General features: G+C 30.2%; 24 protein-coding genes. All 24 read right to left on the bottom strand.

What is annotated here, in order from left to right; genetic code table 11:
• Positions 1-38 precede the first annotated feature (38 nt).
• Entirely contained in the window at positions 39-698 is a 660-nt protein-coding gene (locus tag IPI65_22135) for a hypothetical protein (GenBank protein MBK7444130.1), read from the bottom strand.
• Between the two features lie 7 nt (positions 699-705).
• A complete protein-coding gene (locus IPI65_22140; protein MBK7444131.1) occupies positions 706-1,725 on the bottom strand; it encodes a hypothetical protein in 1,020 nt (339 codons plus the stop codon).
• A 152-nt stretch (positions 1,726-1,877) separates the two neighbouring features.
• Positions 1,878-2,303, bottom strand: coding sequence for a hypothetical protein (locus IPI65_22145; protein ID MBK7444132.1), 426 nt, complete (start codon positions 2,301-2,303; stop codon positions 1,878-1,880).
• Between the two features lie 27 nt (positions 2,304-2,330).
• Positions 2,331-3,302, bottom strand: a complete 972-nt coding sequence (locus IPI65_22150) for a hypothetical protein (GenBank protein MBK7444133.1) — start codon at positions 3,300-3,302, stop codon at positions 2,331-2,333.
• A 389-nt stretch (positions 3,303-3,691) separates the two neighbouring features.
• Entirely contained in the window at positions 3,692-4,138 is a 447-nt protein-coding gene (locus tag IPI65_22155) for a hypothetical protein (GenBank protein MBK7444134.1), read from the bottom strand.
• Between the two features lie 5 nt (positions 4,139-4,143).
• On the bottom strand, positions 4,144-5,127 hold the full coding sequence (locus tag IPI65_22160; GenBank protein ID MBK7444135.1) for a hypothetical protein: 984 nt from the start codon (positions 5,125-5,127) through the stop codon (positions 4,144-4,146).
• A 213-nt stretch (positions 5,128-5,340) separates the two neighbouring features.
• Positions 5,341-6,003: a hypothetical protein gene (locus IPI65_22165; protein ID MBK7444136.1), complete on the bottom strand. Its 663-nt coding sequence runs from the start codon at positions 6,001-6,003 to the stop codon at positions 5,341-5,343.
• A 3-nt stretch (positions 6,004-6,006) separates the two neighbouring features.
• Positions 6,007-7,005 (bottom strand): hypothetical protein, encoded by a 999-nt coding sequence (locus IPI65_22170; GenBank protein MBK7444137.1) that lies wholly within the window; start codon positions 7,003-7,005, stop codon positions 6,007-6,009.
• A 266-nt stretch (positions 7,006-7,271) separates the two neighbouring features.
• A complete protein-coding gene (locus IPI65_22175; GenBank protein ID MBK7444138.1) occupies positions 7,272-7,733 on the bottom strand; it encodes a hypothetical protein in 462 nt (153 codons plus the stop codon).
• A gap of 4 nt (positions 7,734-7,737) precedes the next feature.
• Positions 7,738-8,190, bottom strand: coding sequence for a hypothetical protein (locus IPI65_22180; protein ID MBK7444139.1), 453 nt, complete (start codon positions 8,188-8,190; stop codon positions 7,738-7,740).
• Positions 8,187-9,290 (bottom strand): hypothetical protein, encoded by a 1,104-nt coding sequence (locus tag IPI65_22185; GenBank protein MBK7444140.1) that lies wholly within the window; start codon positions 9,288-9,290, stop codon positions 8,187-8,189. Before IPI65_22185 ends, IPI65_22180 begins: the two co-directional genes overlap by 4 nt.
• Positions 9,291-9,442: 152 nt before the next feature.
• Positions 9,443-9,748, bottom strand: coding sequence for a hypothetical protein (locus tag IPI65_22190; GenBank protein MBK7444141.1), 306 nt, complete (start codon positions 9,746-9,748; stop codon positions 9,443-9,445).
• A 402-nt stretch (positions 9,749-10,150) separates the two neighbouring features.
• Positions 10,151-11,083, bottom strand: coding sequence for a hypothetical protein (locus IPI65_22195; protein ID MBK7444142.1), 933 nt, complete (start codon positions 11,081-11,083; stop codon positions 10,151-10,153).
• Positions 11,084-11,291: 208 nt separating this feature from the next.
• On the bottom strand, positions 11,292-11,771 hold the full coding sequence (locus IPI65_22200; protein ID MBK7444143.1) for a hypothetical protein: 480 nt from the start codon (positions 11,769-11,771) through the stop codon (positions 11,292-11,294).
• Positions 11,752-12,711 carry a hypothetical protein gene (locus tag IPI65_22205; GenBank protein ID MBK7444144.1) on the bottom strand — a complete coding sequence of 320 codons (960 nt, stop codon included), beginning with the start codon at positions 12,709-12,711 and terminating at the stop codon, positions 11,752-11,754. The genes IPI65_22200 and IPI65_22205 overlap by 20 nt, the downstream gene beginning before the upstream one ends.
• Positions 12,712-12,886: 175 nt before the next feature.
• Positions 12,887-13,456 carry a hypothetical protein gene (locus IPI65_22210; GenBank protein ID MBK7444145.1) on the bottom strand — a complete coding sequence of 190 codons (570 nt, stop codon included), beginning with the start codon at positions 13,454-13,456 and terminating at the stop codon, positions 12,887-12,889.
• A 1,379-nt stretch (positions 13,457-14,835) separates the two neighbouring features.
• On the bottom strand, positions 14,836-15,126 hold the full coding sequence (locus IPI65_22215; GenBank protein MBK7444146.1) for a hypothetical protein: 291 nt from the start codon (positions 15,124-15,126) through the stop codon (positions 14,836-14,838).
• 68 nt (positions 15,127-15,194) lie between these two features.
• Positions 15,195-15,713, bottom strand: coding sequence for a hypothetical protein (locus IPI65_22220; protein ID MBK7444147.1), 519 nt, complete (start codon positions 15,711-15,713; stop codon positions 15,195-15,197).
• A gap of 273 nt (positions 15,714-15,986) precedes the next feature.
• Entirely contained in the window at positions 15,987-16,529 is a 543-nt protein-coding gene (locus tag IPI65_22225) for a hypothetical protein (protein MBK7444148.1), read from the bottom strand.
• A 154-nt stretch (positions 16,530-16,683) separates the two neighbouring features.
• Complete coding sequence (locus IPI65_22230; GenBank protein ID MBK7444149.1) at positions 16,684-17,172, bottom strand: hypothetical protein; 489 nt, start codon at positions 17,170-17,172, stop codon at positions 16,684-16,686.
• Between the two features lie 139 nt (positions 17,173-17,311).
• Positions 17,312-17,833: a hypothetical protein gene (locus IPI65_22235; GenBank protein MBK7444150.1), complete on the bottom strand. Its 522-nt coding sequence runs from the start codon at positions 17,831-17,833 to the stop codon at positions 17,312-17,314.
• Positions 17,834-17,907: 74 nt separating this feature from the next.
• The gene (locus tag IPI65_22240; protein ID MBK7444151.1) at positions 17,908-18,543 is read right to left on the bottom strand and encodes a hypothetical protein; all 636 of its coding nucleotides are present in this window, start codon (positions 18,541-18,543) and stop codon (positions 17,908-17,910) included.
• Positions 18,544-18,557: 14 nt separating this feature from the next.
• Complete coding sequence (locus tag IPI65_22245; protein MBK7444152.1) at positions 18,558-18,908, bottom strand: hypothetical protein; 351 nt, start codon at positions 18,906-18,908, stop codon at positions 18,558-18,560.
• 75 nt (positions 18,909-18,983) lie between these two features.
• Complete coding sequence (locus IPI65_22250; protein MBK7444153.1) at positions 18,984-19,553, bottom strand: hypothetical protein; 570 nt, start codon at positions 19,551-19,553, stop codon at positions 18,984-18,986.
• Positions 19,554-19,747 lie beyond the last annotated feature (194 nt).

Raw genomic sequence — 19,747 nt, forward strand, 5'->3', positions numbered from 1 at the left:
ATTACATTTTTTTCATGTTATATAAGTAATAATTAATTTTAGTTATCAAAGTATGGCTCAAAAATGTTAGGATATTCAACTTTTTCAATAATTCCATTCTCAAGATATTCTATTTTTTTTAATGTGTCGTTTAAATATGTATACATTCTCAACAAGCCCCCGTCTTGCGCGTAATAATAGCCAGTGCCATTCTTTTTCCCTTGAACAAAGGGTAATTTACTTTGAATCACTCCGTTTCTAAAATATACAATCAAATCACCGTGTAGCACCCCGAGTGTATCATACTGTCTTGACCAATCAATGCTCCCATCTTCATAAAAAAATTGCTCCGTTCCAACTATTACACCATTTTTCCATTGTATTTGATGAATAATTACGCCATTAGGAGCAAAGGTTTGCTCTAGCCCATCTAATTTATTATTGGTATACTGTATTATATCAGAAACATAACCATAGTATGAGTCCAAAAATTCAATTATATATGTTGAATCAGATGTTTGTATTTTTCTTTGAATAACTGCACCACTTTTGCTAAATTTAAGATTAGTAGTATCACATAAATAATTATTTTTGCTAGTTAAGTTTAAAATATTTATTTCGGTTTTCTCATATTGAGATAAATCTTGCGCAACAATTACCAATGCAATTAAGATGAGCGTAATTAGCAAAATCAAAGAATTATTATAATTGTTTTTCATATGATTATTATTCTGGATTGAAAGTAACAATAGTTGATTGACCATCAGCACATTTGCCATTTGGTAGTGATACCTCTCCTTTGATAACTACACCATCTTTTTTTACTACAGTGTCACTACTTGTGATACCATAGTAGCATGCACTACCTTCAAAGCCATTCACAGTGATATTTAACTCGTTTGAAGCGTTTGAGGCAAGGCTGGATGAACTGTCTAGGATTGGAGTCGCACTATTGCATGTAGTTAGATTTAATTCTGCTTCAGAGGAAAAAGATTTCGGAGACCAAGTTTCGAATGTTCCAGATGTGATTCGTGTATGATCGTCAATTGAATATATCTCACCTGTTTCTTCATTAGTTGCATTTCTATTTCCATGAGCCAACCCAATATTATTTGACCAACCGTGTGCGAATATTGACATATCGCTTATTGGATCATTAGCTCGTTGATCGGTTCCGTTTCCTTGATCAAGAGTTTTACCATTCACATAATTTGTCAATTCTTCTGTACTTGAAATTGCAATTAAATTTACTTTATTTGCTGTTGCAACTTCCTGAATGGTTTTCCACTCTGCTTCTGTATAATCTGCTAAAGTTACTAACCATGTGATTTGCTCTTGGCTACCACGACCTTCTTGTGGCATTTCATCCCGATAAGCTTGAATAGCAGCGATACCTGCATTAATAAATTTCATTTTGTCCCCACCTAGATCAGCGCGTAGGTCTTTCCCTCCAGAAACAATAATTTTTTCATTTCCAGTTGGATCAATAAACAGCATAGGAGAATTACTTACAAACACATATGGCGCTTCGAAAGAATTTCTTTGAGTAAGTTTATCTACACTTAACCACCTGCCCAATCTCCCATCATAAACGCGTGCACCAAAATCAACAGCAACATCATTCCCATAAACATCATCAACATTTTCTTTGCCATTAAACCCATATTTATAAGTAGTTGTAGACTGCCAAGTTCTATCCACCAACAACATCCCGAACGGGTCATGGTCATTTCCCCTGTAACGCATACTACATTAACGCTTTGTAAAAGAACAATATGTCAAAAATGGTGAAAAAAGTTGAGAATTGGGAGGTTTTTGTCGTTTTTTTCGTTTCTGATTTTAATTACATCAATAGTATAAAATAACCATTTAAATTATAACGTACTCCAATATTCCCATTATTGATCTTGGTAAATGTTCACAATAGACCCAGATTCATTTAATTTAATAAATATTGTTGGAGAAGAATATAGAATACCAGGCGATGTATTTACTTGCGGTGAAAAACTTAGTTCAGAATCAAAAATAATTGGTATCGCAAAATCATTCCTCAGCTTGAAATAACGATTTGTTGATGCAATCATTAATCTATTTTTACATTCAATGCAATAAGATACAGTGATAAATGGCAATTTTTCCACGCCTGTTACGCCTAAAATAACATAAGCATTCTCAGCTTTAAACCCATAATTCACGCGATTAAATTCAATGAACTGAATAATTGAATCTCCAACATCAGCATTTAGTTGATAATATACTACATTACAACTATCAACGGGTTTTAAACCTGCAGACATTAAATATATAAATAATAAAGGATTCATAAAACCAAATTTAAATTTTATTAAGATTTATTCCACGGCACCAACTTTAAGGGCATCTCGGCTAATATCAAAACAGTCACCAACAGCTTCATCAAATGTACAAATATTATCTTTTGTTCCCTGATAAGGATACCCGGTTTGGCGGTCAATATTTGATTCATCAATTTGATAAACAGGGATATTAAACTCAGATGCTAAATTAAGATCTGCACTTTCACCTGAGCGCATTTGAGTTCCATCATATGGGGCACGGTAAAAAGTCATTCCATTATCCCCATCTTTATTTGGATGAGTATGCACTTGGCCTATTACGATATTGTTCTTATCACCATTTGATATTGGTATTTTTCTGCCATCTTTGATAAAGGAGGTTATTGCATTACTTGAGCTTTTATAAGTATTTGGAGCCTGGGGATAATTTTTTTGACGTTCAAGCCTTATTTCAGCCTTTTCAGTATCAAACACTATCAACGCAGCTTCTTCATGCCTATAATTACCTGATGGTTCATACTCTCCGATTGGCAATTCAGGATGGCTATCCTGCCAAAGCCTTAATAGATCTTCGCCAGTGAAATTTATAGTGACTAACCGGCTATTATTTTCCAATTCAATAATTAAATCCAGATAAGATGTACTAGCATCTTTTATTTGACTAGAATAATTTGCGTTTATTAAATCCCATTGTTCCTGTGTAATCAACCTTATATCATTAGATGTTTTGGTATCTGTGTAAAGATATTGTCCATATTCATTATAATAATCATCATCACCATACGGATCAATCATAATAATCGGATTGTTTGAAAAAACAACATAACCTGAAAGGTCATAATTATTCTTATAGTCGACATTCCACCTTTTGGCTAAGCGTGTATCATACTCCCAAAATTCAGCAGTATTTAAATTACCATTTCCATAAATTTCATCATCTTGTTCTTGTCCATTAAACCCATATTTATAAGTTGTTGTCGACTGCCAAGTTCTATCCACCAACAACATCCCGAACGGGTATTAGTCAATTTCTATGTAACGCTAACTACATTAACGCTGTGTAAAAGAACAATATGTCAAAAATGTGAAAAAAGTTAAGAATTTTAAGGGTTTTACTTTGTTTTAAATAAAATTACATTAATTTTCTAACTTAGCTCACACATTAAATTAAACTAATTTAATGTGATAAGAATTTACATTTTAATATCGCAAACTAATGCAGTCAGACAATAAATTTTTAAATTTTATTTCATTGAAGCTATTCAAGTCAAATTTTATATCTTACCCAAAAAAAATTATAATTTATCAGAATCTAAATTAAAACCATTGTTCAACCTAATTGCACGGAATATGCTAATAACATGTAAACATTAAACTAATCAATTTTTTATTTCAAATTAATATTTTTGGCAATCTAAAAAATTATCCCAATCATCGATGAAATTATTTTTGGACGGAATGAGTTTAAATTTTAATCCACTTTTTGGACTTTGATATACTATACTATCATTGGAGATGTGAATAATGGTATATTCTTGGCTTTGTAAAAATAATTTATTTCCAACGCAGTCGACCTGATATGAAAACAATATTTCACTACAAGAAATAGGTTCTCCATCAATTACTAGATCATTAATAACTCTAGTTGAATTGTCATAATTGTTAATAAAATTGAACGCTTTTGAATTCTCTTTGTAGCATACTCCATACAACAAATTTGATGGGTCTGAATTTACAGTTGCAAAATCCCAGTAACCCAAAATAGATTGCTTTTCCGGACAGCTTATTTTTTTACAGCCTGATATTAGAATTGTTATAGCTGCAATGCAAATCAATTTAATCATAATTTTCAATTTGGATTTGTTTTTTTAGGTACAACCCTTGTGGTACTAGCACCTGTTTCGTTATCTATTATCATGTAAGAAGTAGACCGAAATGTGTTTCCTGCATTTATAATTACTGACATATTTACACCACTTGATTTTAACGCATCATTAATCTTATTTTGCCAAGTTTCAATAGCATATGATCCAGTTTCTTGAAAAAATGAGTTTACTGCAAAATTAACTGTAGAGGCAATGCCGCCAAGCTGCGATTCTTTGTCATTTGACAATCCAAAATTAGATTGACTTATTTCATAAATATAAATTTCAGCATGACGTTTATAAGTTATTTTTACGTTATCATTTTGATCATCACGATGTAATTTTTCATGATCTGATATAGTAGATTTAATATTGTAATAATTGTTTAAACTTTTATGAATTTTGCCATCTATTAAATGTATTGAGATATCGCCATCTAGAGTGCTTGCTGGTGATAATTCATTTTCATATTCCTTGGTTGATACATTTAACCCGGTATAATGTTTTGTTATCTTAACAAGCCTATAAATATTAAACCGGCCAGCAACAGTACTTTTTGAATATTCAAAATCAGCAAGAAAAGTGAAATTTTTAATAGATGCCGGATCAATTGTTTTGTTCAAAGTATTGGTATAAATAATTTTTTTCAATTCTTCTTTGCTGATAACTTTAATTAGGTGCGAGCCATTTCTATCAGTCCCTAAATAATTCCCATCTGTGTCAAAATAATCATCATCACCCAAGGGGTCGATTTTAAAAATTGGATTACATGAAAATACAGCAAATGAGGATATAAACGGCTTAACTACTGGATCTAAATTCCACCTTCTGCCTAACCTTGAGTCATATTCCCAAAACAATGCAGTATTCAAATTGCCATTTCCATAAACCTCATCATCCTGTTCTTGTCCATTAAACCCATATTTATAAGTGGTTGTAAATTGCCATGTTCTATCCACCAACAACATCCCGAACGGGTCATGGTCATTTCCGGTGTAACGCATACTGCATAAACGCTGTGTAAAAGAACAATATGTCAAAAATGATGAAAAATCGTGAAATTTTAAAGGATTTTGTCCAATTTTTTAACTTAAATTCTTAGCCTATGCTGCATGTAATTTCTATAGCCAAAATTTAGTAGGTATTAAAATAATTTAATAACAATAAATATTTTGAGGTTCTTAATATTCAATAATTTGGGATATTTCTTTTAGATCATACTTTATAACGCCTAGTTTCATTGCTTCCGCTTCAGTCAATGGTAAAACCTTACCAATTTTGGCCAATACCAAAAATTCATCATTTACAGAGTAATTATGTGAACCACAATTCCAATCTGCTGGCTTACTATAATGAAGATACTCTGAAAAAAAATTGCAATTGGTATAATAGTTTAAAATGCCTTCAAAGTAATAAATTACAAATATTGTTTCATTTGAAAAATTAGATTTGTAAAATTGATTACTGGCATAATAAATTTTTGCCTGCTTTACATATGTATACAAAAGAGTTGTTTTTGCAAGATCGTTAGTGCTGTCCCGGCTTGCCAGGGGTATATACAATTCTTCAGCTTTACCCAAAGACATTTCAAGTGTAGTGTCATATTCCACAATCATGTAATTTCTTCCCGAATAATCAAAAAATAAAAATGTGTCTATGACGGAATTTGTATCTACACTTAAAAACTTTACAGTTGTTAGACATGTGTCAAACTTTCCCGGTGTAAACTCATAATATACATATCCTTTCATTTCTTTAATTTCAACGTTGCATTTACTTTGGCCATTTAAAGGCATGAAACAATAAATAAATACTGATGCAAATAATAATTTAATGCTATTCATATATCAATAGGTTTGTAAAATTATTTGTGTAGTATCAAAAGCATTATTACTTTTGATATGAATTATGACAACATCGGCCTCAACAGTTTGAGCTAATTCAATTGCATTTGTCACAATCAATTTAACTTCATATGGGTAGATATTTGTATTAAATGCCCAACTCATTATTGGTCCTCCATTTTGTCCATACCCATTATTTTCATCACCATAATAAGGATTCATAGGTTCTGAATAAAAATAAGCCGCATTCAAAAAGTGATTGGGACCATATCTTGAATGATTTAATCCAAAGCCATGCCCTTCTTCATGCGTTAACGTTTCATTATTGTATTCACCATAAATCCAAAGTTCTCTTAAGTCTTTACCGTCCCTATACCCTTGATACTCTCCTCCAAAACGGTGTGATAAATCAGCTCTTAAAATATTACATGTGGGGTCAGATTGTCTTTTTTCTTCTATTTCCGCTTCACTACTAAGTGGGACAAAATTAATATCAAAGGTTATATCCCAGCATTCGCCATTTATTTCCATATTATATGACTGAGCTTCCCAACCATTTTCAGTATTCTCAATCATAGCTTGAACCGTGTAAGCTTTAGATCCATCAGCATTATAGACATCAAAACCTGTAATTATATGTGCGTTTTTAAGCTGTTCATTATTCTCATTGTAGTAATAGATTGCCGAAACTTTTACTGTATGGTTACTTTTGTCTACTTGAACAGTACCATCAGCCCCGTTTACATCGGCAACAACAATTGAGTTATTAAAAAAACATGCATACGGACTTTCCCAATTTTTAATTATAGGATCAACGTTCCATCTTCGCCCCAACCTGGTATCATATTCCCAAAAATCAGCAGTATTTAAATTTCCATTTCCATAAATCTCATCATCAAGTTCTTGTCCATTAAATCCATATTTATAAGTAGTTGTAGATTGCCATATTCTATCAACCAACAACATCCCGAACGGGTCATGGTCATTTCCGGTGTAACGCATACTGCATTAACGCTGTGTAAAAGAACAATATGTCAAAAATGGTGAAAAAAGTTGAGAATTGGAATTTATTTCATCTTTTTATTTGCTTATTGCATTTAAAATTGAGTCTGTAATCACTGAATCTTGCACGTGACATACCTTAATTTATTTAAGTTGTTTATAAGCAATAATTTGTGATGCCGTTCTTAATTTAAACTTGTAGGCTAATAAATGAGAGGCCTCATTACCCATTCAAAAAATATTCACTTTGATTAACGATGAGTTGACTATCGGTTTTCAAGTTTATAGAATATAGTACTTAAGCCTTTATAGTAATTTATAATAAATTCCTTGCCATCATAAACGAAAGGTGACTCACTTTTTCGTGTATCACTTTTTAATGGGCCAAAAGTGTACAGAGTGCATGCGTATATTTCTAATAATAAATCTTCTTTTGTCTCGTTGGGCAATCCAACATAAAGCGTTGTGTATGAATCAGATTCAAATTTATTTGGAATGTAGATAGGACGGAGTCCGATACTATATAATTGATGATTATTTATTATTTTTATAATTTCCGCATTATTACTAAATTCGTCAGCATATGGCAGAAACCACCTATAGTCTCCCTGTTGTAAAATATAACCGAAAGTAATATCAATATAATTTTCATTTTTAACCACTAATTTTCTGTTACAGGAAGTGGTAATAAATAATAAAACTAATAAGATTATTGCTTTGTTCGCCATATACTCATTTTTGGAAATCCTTGTTTATCAATTGTGTAAAACTTAGTATTTCTCCAGTCATGGAAAGCACTTCTAAATTGGATTGAAATCCAAAAGAATTAAGATTAGGTAAATCGAATTTGTTTTCGTTATAATATCTTATTTTTAAGTAGGAAGTTATTAAATATGGGCTGTTTTGTATTTGAATAACTTCGTTTAAATATAATGTGTCATTCATATTATCAATAATGTTGCTGTTTATTTTAGAAAAATCAAAATCCAAGTGCAAAATTTCAAAGCTCCCTTCAGAGTCTAATTTAAAAGTTGTATCATTACTCGTTATTATGAAAATTTCATTGTTTAATTTAAAGACATAACCATTTATTTCCTTTATCAATTGATTTTTCGGAATAAAAAATGAATAATTACATGAAGTTATCAAAATTGAAAAAAATAATATCTTTATTGCATTATTCATTTTTCGATTTCTGGTTTTGGGTTTTGATAATTAATAACAGGGTTTTTAGGATCCCAATAATTTTGAGGAACTGAACTATCAATTTTGTCAACATTTGTAGCATCCTCACTAAAAACTATTGTTTGAATATTATTTTCATTATATTTTTCATTAGATAATTTAGCCAACACCGCCGTTCCTAAATTTGTAAATTGAATTGAATTTATAGAAAACCCGCTGCCAGCTCCCATAATATTATCTTCATATCCTACATGAGAAGTGCTTCCAAATTCTTCAAAGGTATTTACTGGCCCTTGATTAATGCATCCAAAAAGCCATGCTTCATAATTAACATTTGAATATCTGTCTTCCAGCCCATAAAGGTGAAGTACTTCATGAATTATTGCTCTGTTTGTGCTGGGAAAATCTAATGGAAATTGCATTATACTACTTCCAGCTGCAAATGTGCCCGTTTTAGTTATATTAGAATATTTGTAATCAGATAAATTATCAGAATATGGTAATCCACCTAAAGAAAGATTTATCGCATTATCTCCATTTCTTTCCATTACAGTTTGGGCTTGCTCATAAATTCGTTTGTAGTTTAAACCATCATTATCTATTATAAATGTCATATTAATTTCTACTGTCCAAATTTCGCCATTCTCATCAGTGAATGTCCCTGTATTATACCCAGCTTCTTTCCATTCAGTAAATGCTTTATTAAAATTATCTACCGAAGTTGTTGCATCCACTCCAGCAATGGTTCCGCTTACATAAATGTTAGAATTAAAAGTAATTTTACCTCCTCCGCTAGGGTTCCTTTCTATAGTTACAACAGCATCCCTACCATCTATGTCTTGATGCAATATAGGATTCAATTTGCAGAAATTGTAGGGAGAAAGATTGGGGTATTTCTTTTGTAACGGATCTTTACTAAACCACCTTCCCAACCTACCATCATAAATCCTTGCTCCAAAATCAACCGCAATATCATTCCCATAAACATCATCAACATTTTCTTTGCCATTAAATCCATATTTATAAGTAGTTGTAGATTGCCATGTTCTATCCACCAACAACATCCCGAACGGGTGATGGTCATTTTCTGTGTAACGCATACTACATTAACGCTGTGTAAAAGAACAATATGTCAAAAATGGGGAAAAAAGTTGAGAATTGGCTTTAAATTTAAGATTTTTTATTCAAACACCATAGGTTAACAAAATATTCCTTAAATATAAAATTAACTGGCTTTTAACGTAAAAGTATGTCAGAAGGGAAACCAACTTTTATAATTTATTAAGTAGCATAACAACCAAATAGACAATACCACCCAAATAATTAGAGCAGTAAGGGTAATCTTATCATTAGTAGCCCAAACTATTACTGTATTTAAAATAAGCAAAATCCCAAAGGCTACTGCTAAAATTAAATCTATTGTTATATGATTGCTAAAGTCAATACCTCGACCTGCATTATCTAATGGTTGATTTAGTTTCTTTATCCAAAATAAAAATGTGGTTACAAAACAAAAGCTAATTAACGGAATTTTCCAAAATTTACTTACAATTCTCATAATATTGAATTAAACATTTTTTCAAAAGTGGAAGATATTCAAGTTCGTCCATATAAAACGTATAATAAGTTGGATCTTTAATCTTTAAACTTTCTAATTGCCTGTCATAAGAAAGTAATTTTCTGTTATAATTATCGGGGAGGATACATAAATTATTCTCAATTAGCCAGTTTAAAATTAGATAATCATTTACTACACTTTTACCATAGTTTAATTCATAGATGAATTTGGCCTTTAAATAGGTCTGTTCATGATTGTCAGTATATATATTAAAATATGAGGCTTTTATTTCTTCATCATCACTTTTTATTGGATATTTATGAGTAAAATAACGCAATATTAATATAGTAATAAATAAGCTTACAATTAAGGACATAAATTTTATTAACCTCATAGTTTTAATTAATTCGAATCTGAAAATATTATTGACGCACCTCCAGCAGAACTAGAATCGATAGTTAATTGCCCACCCTTTTCGTTTACTCTTATAACTTCATCATTTTTTGGAGTTGGCGGTATTGTCATTTTACCAAAAATTCCGTTCCAAAATACTTCACTACTAAACTTTACTTCAACACGATCTACCTCATTGGGGTCTTTCTTACCATTCTCGTTTGTATCAATAAAAATACCAGGAAATAATTTTTCCTTTCTAAATTTGTTTGTTGTTGAATTTGTTGCATTATCCTCAGTTAAAATCTTCCCCTCATCTGTAATTACCTCTTGTTGATTAATTAGGTTTAACCCATCAACATCAAAAACATTCACATCCTTGACTTTTACCCATTTACCATCAACCTTTTTTTGTATTTCACCATAATAAACAGTTTCATAAATTGCAATCCCATTTGAATTCGATTTTGAAATTTCTTTAGTTTTTGCAATAAATCTCTCACCGGCTTCTAATGTGATAATAGATTTTGAATTTTCTTCAACTGTAAAACCAGTTACAGTACCTTGAGCAGTGTTTATGATAGTAGTAGTTACAATTGCACCTGTTCCAAGCAATTGTATTGGTTGTTTTGAATTATTTTCAACACTAAAACCACCATTGAAACCAAAGCCTTTTATTTCATGATATAAAATTGGATTTTCATAACAAAATGAATATGGGCTTAATTCAGGGTAAATATTTGAAAATTTATCAAGACTAAAAAACACTCCCAAACTCGGATTATAAAATCTTGCTCCAAAATCTAAATAATTAGGAGACCCGTTGAATTCAATATTTGTTTCACTTCCATTAAAACCAAATCTATATTCACTTCCAATTTCCCATGTTCTCCCCACCAACAACATCCCGAACGGATCATGGTCAATTCCGATGTAACGCATACTACATTAACGCTGTGTAAAAGAACAATATGTCAAAAATGGGGAAAAAAGTTGAGAATTGGGAGGTTTTTATTGTTTTTTTTGAGTTGAAATATTTGTCAAATTGCTTTATTTACCTATAAATAGAGTTCAAAATTAGGTCTTTGAAGCAACAGACTGGAAATGCCTCCAACTGACCCATTAATAATTCGTTTTAAGGAGAAAGATATCACTCATGGTAGTTCATTGTTATATAATACCAATTGGTGTCGATATTAGTTATAGTAAAATCTTTATCTTCCAAGTATCTTGTAATGTCTTTTTTGTTTGAACTAAATAATAATGAATAAGAAGTTGTTGCAGATATAGATTTGCTTGATTCAAATATGAAATGAACCTTACTAGGTGATAAAGAAATACTTTGTAAATTTGTTAAATAAAATATTTCCGTCAATGCATTTGGGTTTTGAGAATTAAAATTTCCAATGCAACTATCACTGGCATTCTTGATTATTATAGTTTCAGAGTCAAAATTTCTATAACATTCATAAGTTTCAAGTATCGTTAAATAATTTTCAAGTAGTAACGAAGAAACTTCATTAAATAAACTTTTATTTGAGCGATAAATTTCAACTTTTGTAGTTGAGCAGTTAAATTGTGATATCGCAAATAAAATCACAATGAAAAACTTAAAATGGATCTTCTGCATGTTTCCAAGCTTTAATTTTTTCCCCATCTTTACTATCACGAGCTGGGTCAAAGTTTGTTAAATTATAGGGTTCATCTGTAAAATTTTGAGGCACATATTTACCAGTGCGTAATAGTTTTTTTCGTTCGTCGTCTGATAAAAAGTCATGCAATGGCTCTCTTGATTTAACCCTTGGAATCTGATTATAATTTGGTGCACATGATGCTTCTGTTGCACCCGCTGCTTTAAAATCATTTATAACAGCCTGAAAAAGTTCTACGCCTTCCAATTCCACTTCACTGTAAGTTTTAACAACTAAACCCATTGGATAGGTTATTGTAACCTCCTTGAATTTTGTTAATGGTGCATCTCCACCCATTTTATTACTTGGCAAATCTTCATAGGAATATCCACTTCCTTTTTCAAACAATTCTTGGACCCACTCTGCAATGTCCATATAATTTTCACCTTTTTGAGCTGCAGAAAAATAATGGTATAAATCTACCCAACCATTGTCTTCAGTATAAATATACCTTACCATTCCATTTGGATTTTCACCATCATGAAAAACTTCAATTGTAGTCTTATCAAGTTCATTTAAGATGTCCTCTATAGTAGTTAATCCTTTTGAATTAAAGTATTTCATCGCATCCCCAATTGTGCCTGCAAGCAACAATGAAGGCTCCTTACCCTTTCTATCAATGTAACTAATTGGATTATTAATTACATCTGCATAAGGACTTATCCAAGGATAATTTTTGTAAAGTGGATCAACTGACATCCACCTTCCAATTCTACAATCTAGATACCGTTCTCCAAAATCAACTGCAACATCATTTCCATAAACATCATCAACATTTTCCTTGCCATTAAATCCATATTTATAAGTGGTTGTAGACTGCCATGTTCTATCCACCAACAACATCCCGAACGGGTCGTGGTCATTTTCACTGTAACGCATAATACATTAACGCTGTGTAAAAGAACAATATGTCAAAAATGGTGAAAAATTTTGAAATTTTAAGGATTTTCAACCATTTTTACTTAAAATCTCAGCATATGAAACAAGGCCTCTCAAATGGTATTATTTGGGAGGTATTAAAATAATTTAATTCTAAATAATTATTTTGCGGTTTTTAATATTCAATAATTTGGGATATCGTTTTTAGATCATACTTTATAACGCCAAGTTTCATTGCTTCCGCTTCAGTCAATGGTAAAATCTTACCAATTTTAGCCAATACCAAAAATTCGGTATTTACAGCATAATTAGGTAAACCACAATTCCAATCTGTTGGCTTGCTATGATGAAGATACTCTGAAAAAAAATTGCAATTGGTATAATAGTTTAAAATGCCTTCAAAGTAATAAATTACAAATATTGTTTCATTTGAAAAATTAGATTTGTAAAATTGATTACTGGCATAATAAATTTTTGCCTGCTTTGTATATGTATACAATAGGGTTGTTCTTGAAAGATCGTTAGTACTGTCGCGGCTTGCCAGGGGTATATACAATTCTTCAGCTTTACCCAAAGTCGTTTCAAGCGAAGTGTCATACTCCACAATCTTGTAATTCTCCCCGATCCAATCAAAAAATAAACATGTGTCTATAATGGTATTCGTATCAATACTTATAAACTTCACGGAGGTTAAACAGGTGTCATACCTTCCCGGTGTAAACTCATAAAAAACATACCCTTTCATTTCTTTAATTTCAACGTTGCATTTACTTTGGGCATTAATGCTATTAAAGGAATAAATTAATAAGAATGTAATAAAAATATTTGTTTTATTCATAAATAAATAAGGTTATACAATAAATTAGCGATGTTAAAAGTATCGATATTTTTTAAATTTAAACTAAAAATGGTAATCTTTTTATTTTTGCTATTCAAAATGCCATAGATTTTGTGTAAAAATAATTTTTAGAACTTTTTATTAAATCTAGTTTAATCAATTCTGTATCGCTCAAATAATTGAATTTGTTTGAAAAGTTAAACACAGCATATTCTATTAATGTATTTAGATTATAAATAATACAAAGATCAACAGAATTGAATTTATTTGAATCACCAAGTTTCAAATCGGATATTAAAGAATTTATCCGATTAATCTGAAAACTATTATTATAAATATTAATTAATCCTGTCATTGAATAACAAATATAAATAATACTGTCATGAGATGTTTTAGAGCTATAAAGCAAATTGGTTTTTACTTTTGAATATATACTATTATTAATATGTATCGTATCCGTATTTATAAAGCAATTTATGTTGTTAGTTAAATTTGAAATTTGTTATCACCTTGTTTGTATAATTGAGATACCAAACTCCATCCACCAATGTGGTATCCTTAGAAATAATTATTGAATTTTAAATCGATCCGGATAAAAGTAATACGTTTTATTCGATAACTTATTAATAATTAAAGATTCATAAGGGCAATAAATAGTATCATTAATTTTTATATATTTATATTGAACAATAAACTCCCCGTATTCTAAATGTGAAGGAGTTTGGCTATATGATTTGAATGAAAAGCAAAATAGCATGCTAATAATATTAAAATTTCATATTTTAATTGGTTATTGTTATGACTCAGTATGGGTTTTTATCATCATCTCCTTTAATGTGAATAATGAATAAAACTAAGGAATTATTACTAAAAATACAAGTAAGGTGAATCCCGAAAGACCTTCCTTTTACATAGTGAAAAAATTATCCATTGATTTTTTGGCCAACGTACTATGGCTTTGCAAATAAAAATATAAAACTAAAGCATGTAACAATATTTTACCCTTCACAATTTAAATATAAATGATTTAAAAATTGTCTTCCGAAATCCTTATTGAATAAACAATGCTTTGAATTTGGTCGATTGACTTAAAGTTATAAAACAACATTAAATATCGACACCCTCGATGATAGAGCATTAAACTAGCATCAAAATTATGATAAATATAGTAGTTAAAATATGTATCACCAAATTGTCCGGATCCTTGTTTGTGTATTTCCCCTCCATTTAACCTTAAATTAAAAACATAATTTAAGTTCCAATTATTTAAATTAGTGAGAATGTTTTCATTTGTAAATGAAGTTGAATCCCCAATAGGAGAACTCTATGTAATTTTTTTCAGATGTATCAGTTAAATTTATTCGTATATACTCATAATAACTATCATTAACAATAGCTTCCAAATTGTTATTTATATAAGTGAAAGATATACAATAATCTCCTTGTAAATCATAATTCACATTAAATTTCGAATTTTGTTCTGTTGAACAGTTTAATTGAAAGGCAATAAATACCGAAAATATTAATTTAAGTATAGTGCTTTTGCCATTTACCATAATTAATTTTTGCTTACTCATCTCACTATATAGATTTTATATAATTGTCACAGTGACCATTTAGTGACATTTAGTGGCCAAAATATAATTTAATAATTAACATTAATTGTTGCAGGGTTTTCAATATTTATATCTGAGTCAAATCGCATTAATATCAAGGTCAAATCTTCAATATAGCTCATGGTTTCCGGCTTATTTAATGAACATAAATAATATTTAAATTCAGTAAGGACGACTCCCAAACTTAATTTATTGTTAATCATAACTGTATCTACATTATCTTTTGAATTTATAAATAAACAAAGGTATTTAGGGCAATCTTCGAGGCTGGCCGATACGTCATTGTTTTTATTTAAAATTTCTTTAAACTGAATAATTATTTCTTCAAACAAGATACTATCTATAATAGTTAAATTTACATCGCCCGGGTTAAAGCTATCTATCATAGCATATGCTCTGCTGAAATTGGAGCTAAGCGTATCATCTGATAACGTAACAGGCATAATAGTTTTGTGGCAATATCCAACATGCTTAAGTAATAAAACATCCACCTGTGCATAAACTGCACTATTCACGAAAAACAAAAATAAAATTGATAGTTTCATCATTGTACTAATTTTTTGGCTTGCCCACTTGGATTCTCATTTAAAACTGTTTGATGATATTCAGAAGGCGTATCCGTAAGTAATAATTATAGTGTTTTAATATCACCATTACTATTTATAACATAGCCCCAAGGTATTTTCTTATTATTTACAATAATTTAGGCTAGGTTAGTCAAAGGCAGAACAAAACAGCCAATGTAAATATAAAAAATGAATTCCGAAGTTGCAAAAGTAGATATTCCACCAAACGAAGGACACGAAAGAATTAGATGTTATCTAAGGATTTATACAATGAAATGTTGTCGGAAAATATAGATGGCTATATTCATTTATCAGATATTTTGAATTTATGAAATCTATCCACTTTTTATGATAATATTTTATAGTGAAAGTGCTATCGTTTATTAGTGAGACATCAAAAAGTAATGAACCGGTTGATGGTGCATCAGTACCAATAAACATTTCATTTTCTTTATAATACACTGAAATTATATCATTTTTCAATCTATAACTGAATTCTGCTCCATCGGGTACATTAAATATCATACTTACATACCCACCAGTATCAAAAGTAATATTAGGATAATACGCTTCACTTATAAGCATAACTTCATTATTTTCAAAATTTAAAATTTCGTTAATTGTGTTAAAATGTAAATATTCAATAACACCATTGTTACTATCTATGGGAACCGTTCTTTCTGGTTTATTTTTATTTGAACTATTTCCTTGAACGCCATTTTGATTCTTTTCCCTATTATTGCAGGAAAGTATACCTATAACCAATATGATGAGGAATGTTTTATTTCTATTCTTCATGTTCAGTAGCCATTTTGCGTTATTAAATATAAAAATATTTAAGGAACTCATAGTATTAACTTTAAATATCAATAGAAATTTTTCAACTCAATTTAGTACCCTTTCGGTAACTTCAATTTCGAAAATTATTCAACTTATTAAAAATATTTAAAATTTAAAAATATCCCCTAACCTTTTTTCTGTTATATCTCTCCATTTTTATTAAATGACCATTTTCGTAATATTTCCATACACCATATTTCAAATTCAAATAATATTTGCCTTTAGTTTCTATTTGTTGGCGTGGAGAATAGGCTTTATATATGCCATGCTTAATATAAGATGGATAAGAAATAACTGTCATAATTTGGACTGAGTCTCTAATTCTATATAAAGTATCTACATTTACCACTAATTTAATTTGTATTACCTCCTTTAATTCATTATTTTCAAATTTCTGAAGTAATTGTTTGCGATTTCGTTCTGTATAAATAAATGCTGTATCCTTATTGAAGATGTGAATGGTATCCTTTTTAGTGACGGCAGATTGTTTGTTTGTACTTGCTATTGTGGATATAGGTTTAGCAAGTGGCGCATTTTGCCCAATAGTTAAGGAAATATTTATAATAAGGAGAAGAAGTAATTGGTATTTCGTAGGAGGCATAATAAAGAGGGGTTTAAGGTTATTTTATTATTCGCAATTTCCTTACTGTGAATTTTAGGTTATTTCAATTATTTCATTCAGCAAATATCAAATAAGAATTACTTTATTTTTTATTAAAACTAATATAAATCTCATATCCTCACAAATTATTTGAATAATAAATTGTATCGCTATAAACATATTTATTTGGTAAATATCTGTTATTTTCAAATGTAACCTTATTAAAAACTACCTTTAGTGATTGGCATGTTGCTGATTGGTAATAATATTGAATTTCCCCATCGATAGGAATTAAAATAGCAGGCGCTTCAGCATTTACAACAATTATGTCTGAACAAAAATATGGAATCGGGCCATGTTCATAAACCAAATATTTTAAAATACTGTCATTTTTACTTAATGCTATTTCACCTGTGTTACTATTTTGCACATATTCCATTGGCAAATGGAAACTAAGATATATTTTTGGAAAAAAGCTTGTTTCCGCTAAATCAGGTTGTATTTCTTTAATGAAACTAAAAAATCCACAAAATTGAAGTGTAGAGTCGGATGAAAATGATTCGCAGTCAATTATACTGAAGTTATGTGTTCGCTGCTTATTACTTCGACTGCAAGAAACCGAAAGCAGCAAACTTAGTATTATTAAAATAAATTTTGACATAGACCAAATTTATATTTAAAAATTGCTAACAGAAAAAAAGCATCTAAAATTGAGTTAATTCACAATAAATTTACTTAATAAATTACTAACTTTTTAGTCAAATTAAGTTTTCTTCCTGAATCGAAAATAACGTCAATTTGAAGGAGGTAATCTCCTCTGGGAATATTGTTATTGTTAAAAAGTAATCTTATACCTGCATTAATGTTAAAAATATATTTTGAGCGTTCCTCACAACTGTTGAAGCTTTGTGTAAAATCATCCAAGCTGAGAAAATAACGCGTAGAATCAGCAAATTTAACCATGGAAATGCCTGGTTGACTATTCGAAATTACATAATTCGTTTGAAAATTGATTGGACCTAGTAGTGTATCTATTTCTAAAAGTAATTTTTCTCCTATTAGGGTTATTTGCATTGAGCTTATTTTCTCCTCCGAGCATTTTTCACCACGTTGCGAAGGTAAATAATGTTTATTTTTTTCTTTGTAGTAAAAACTGACTTTAGGGTCGATAAGGACGTATGCGTCAGTATTTTGACTTATTGAATCGCAACAAGCTATTTCTGTGTACCAATCATTTTGCGATTCAATATTAAAAAAATGGACATCAATACTATCAATTTTATAGTAATAGTAAGCTTTTCTTGCACAACCTAAGTTCAAGGCAAAAACAAGACAGATTAAAATTATATTTTTCACATATCCTACGGTCATACTTTAGATGCTTATCATTTTGCCGCCTGCAACAATCTTTTTTGTAATACTAAATCGTTTTCAAGCGCTGAAATTTCATTAGATTCAATCAAATTACAAATAAACTCCAAATCTGCAATTGCCTGCATATAGGTGTAATCCTTATTAACAAGTTTAAAATTATGTTCTTTGGCATCACACAAAATATCTAAATACGAATATAACAAATTTGGGAAGTTATTTTTGTCGGCCAGGTTATTTTTTTGTGTAATGTTGAGCCACTCGGTATCCAAATCAAAACCAGGTTCGCTTTTATTTGTCCGGAGCCAATTCACAATTTTACTCAGTAGTGTATGTAAGTCAGAATAAAAATGCATTTTATTCATAAATAAGATTTCGCATTTTGAAAATTTATTTGTTTCAGAAATACCCTTATTTGATAAACCAGATTATCATACCACTCATAATTTCACCCCTTTAGTAAATGGAAAAACAATAATATCCAAACCAACCAACATACCACTTTTTGCATAGTGAACTGCGTTATTATAACCCTGGTTCGGTCCTGCTATATGCACTATTTTATAACCTGCGATATTATCTGAATAACCGATATTAATTTGAATAGCCGCTGTTTTATCTAACCAAAACCTTGCGCTAATATTATTTTGCAGGAATTGAAGGGCTGAAATGTTGTAATAATCTATATTAAGTTCATCTAGTTCATATCGAATTTGACCCTTCGCCCAATATGAATAATTTACAGAAAGATAAGTTTCAAACCATTTTGCATTATCAAAAATTCGAAAGTTAATGCCTGCCCCTGCTGCATAGGAACTGGCGAGCCCGATGCCCGCATTTAGCTCTAAACGTTGATGAAACGGCTTTAAATTATATGCATAAAACACGCCCCAAGCTCCATAATGCATTTTTGCCCCTCCACCGGTTCCAATACCCGAATTAGCATATCGTTCTACCTGAGCATTTAAAGTTGAGCAACAAATTAGAAATAAAACGAATAGTGCTTTCATTTGTAAAATTTGTTGTTTGCAGGGGACCCTAAAATTTTTAATTAATTAAAAATGCAAAAATTTCAAAAATTAATTGACTTTTTAAACCGTTTAATCTTCCCATGATTCGCAGATAAAGATAGAACTTCAATTATTTTTTTGGTATAAATAAATAGAAAAATATGGCATAACTACTTATAAAATAAAGCCAAATA

The sequence above is a fragment of the Bacteroidota bacterium genome, assembly GCA_016706255.1.
Lineage (GTDB): Bacteria > Bacteroidota > Bacteroidia > Chitinophagales > BACL12 > UBA7236.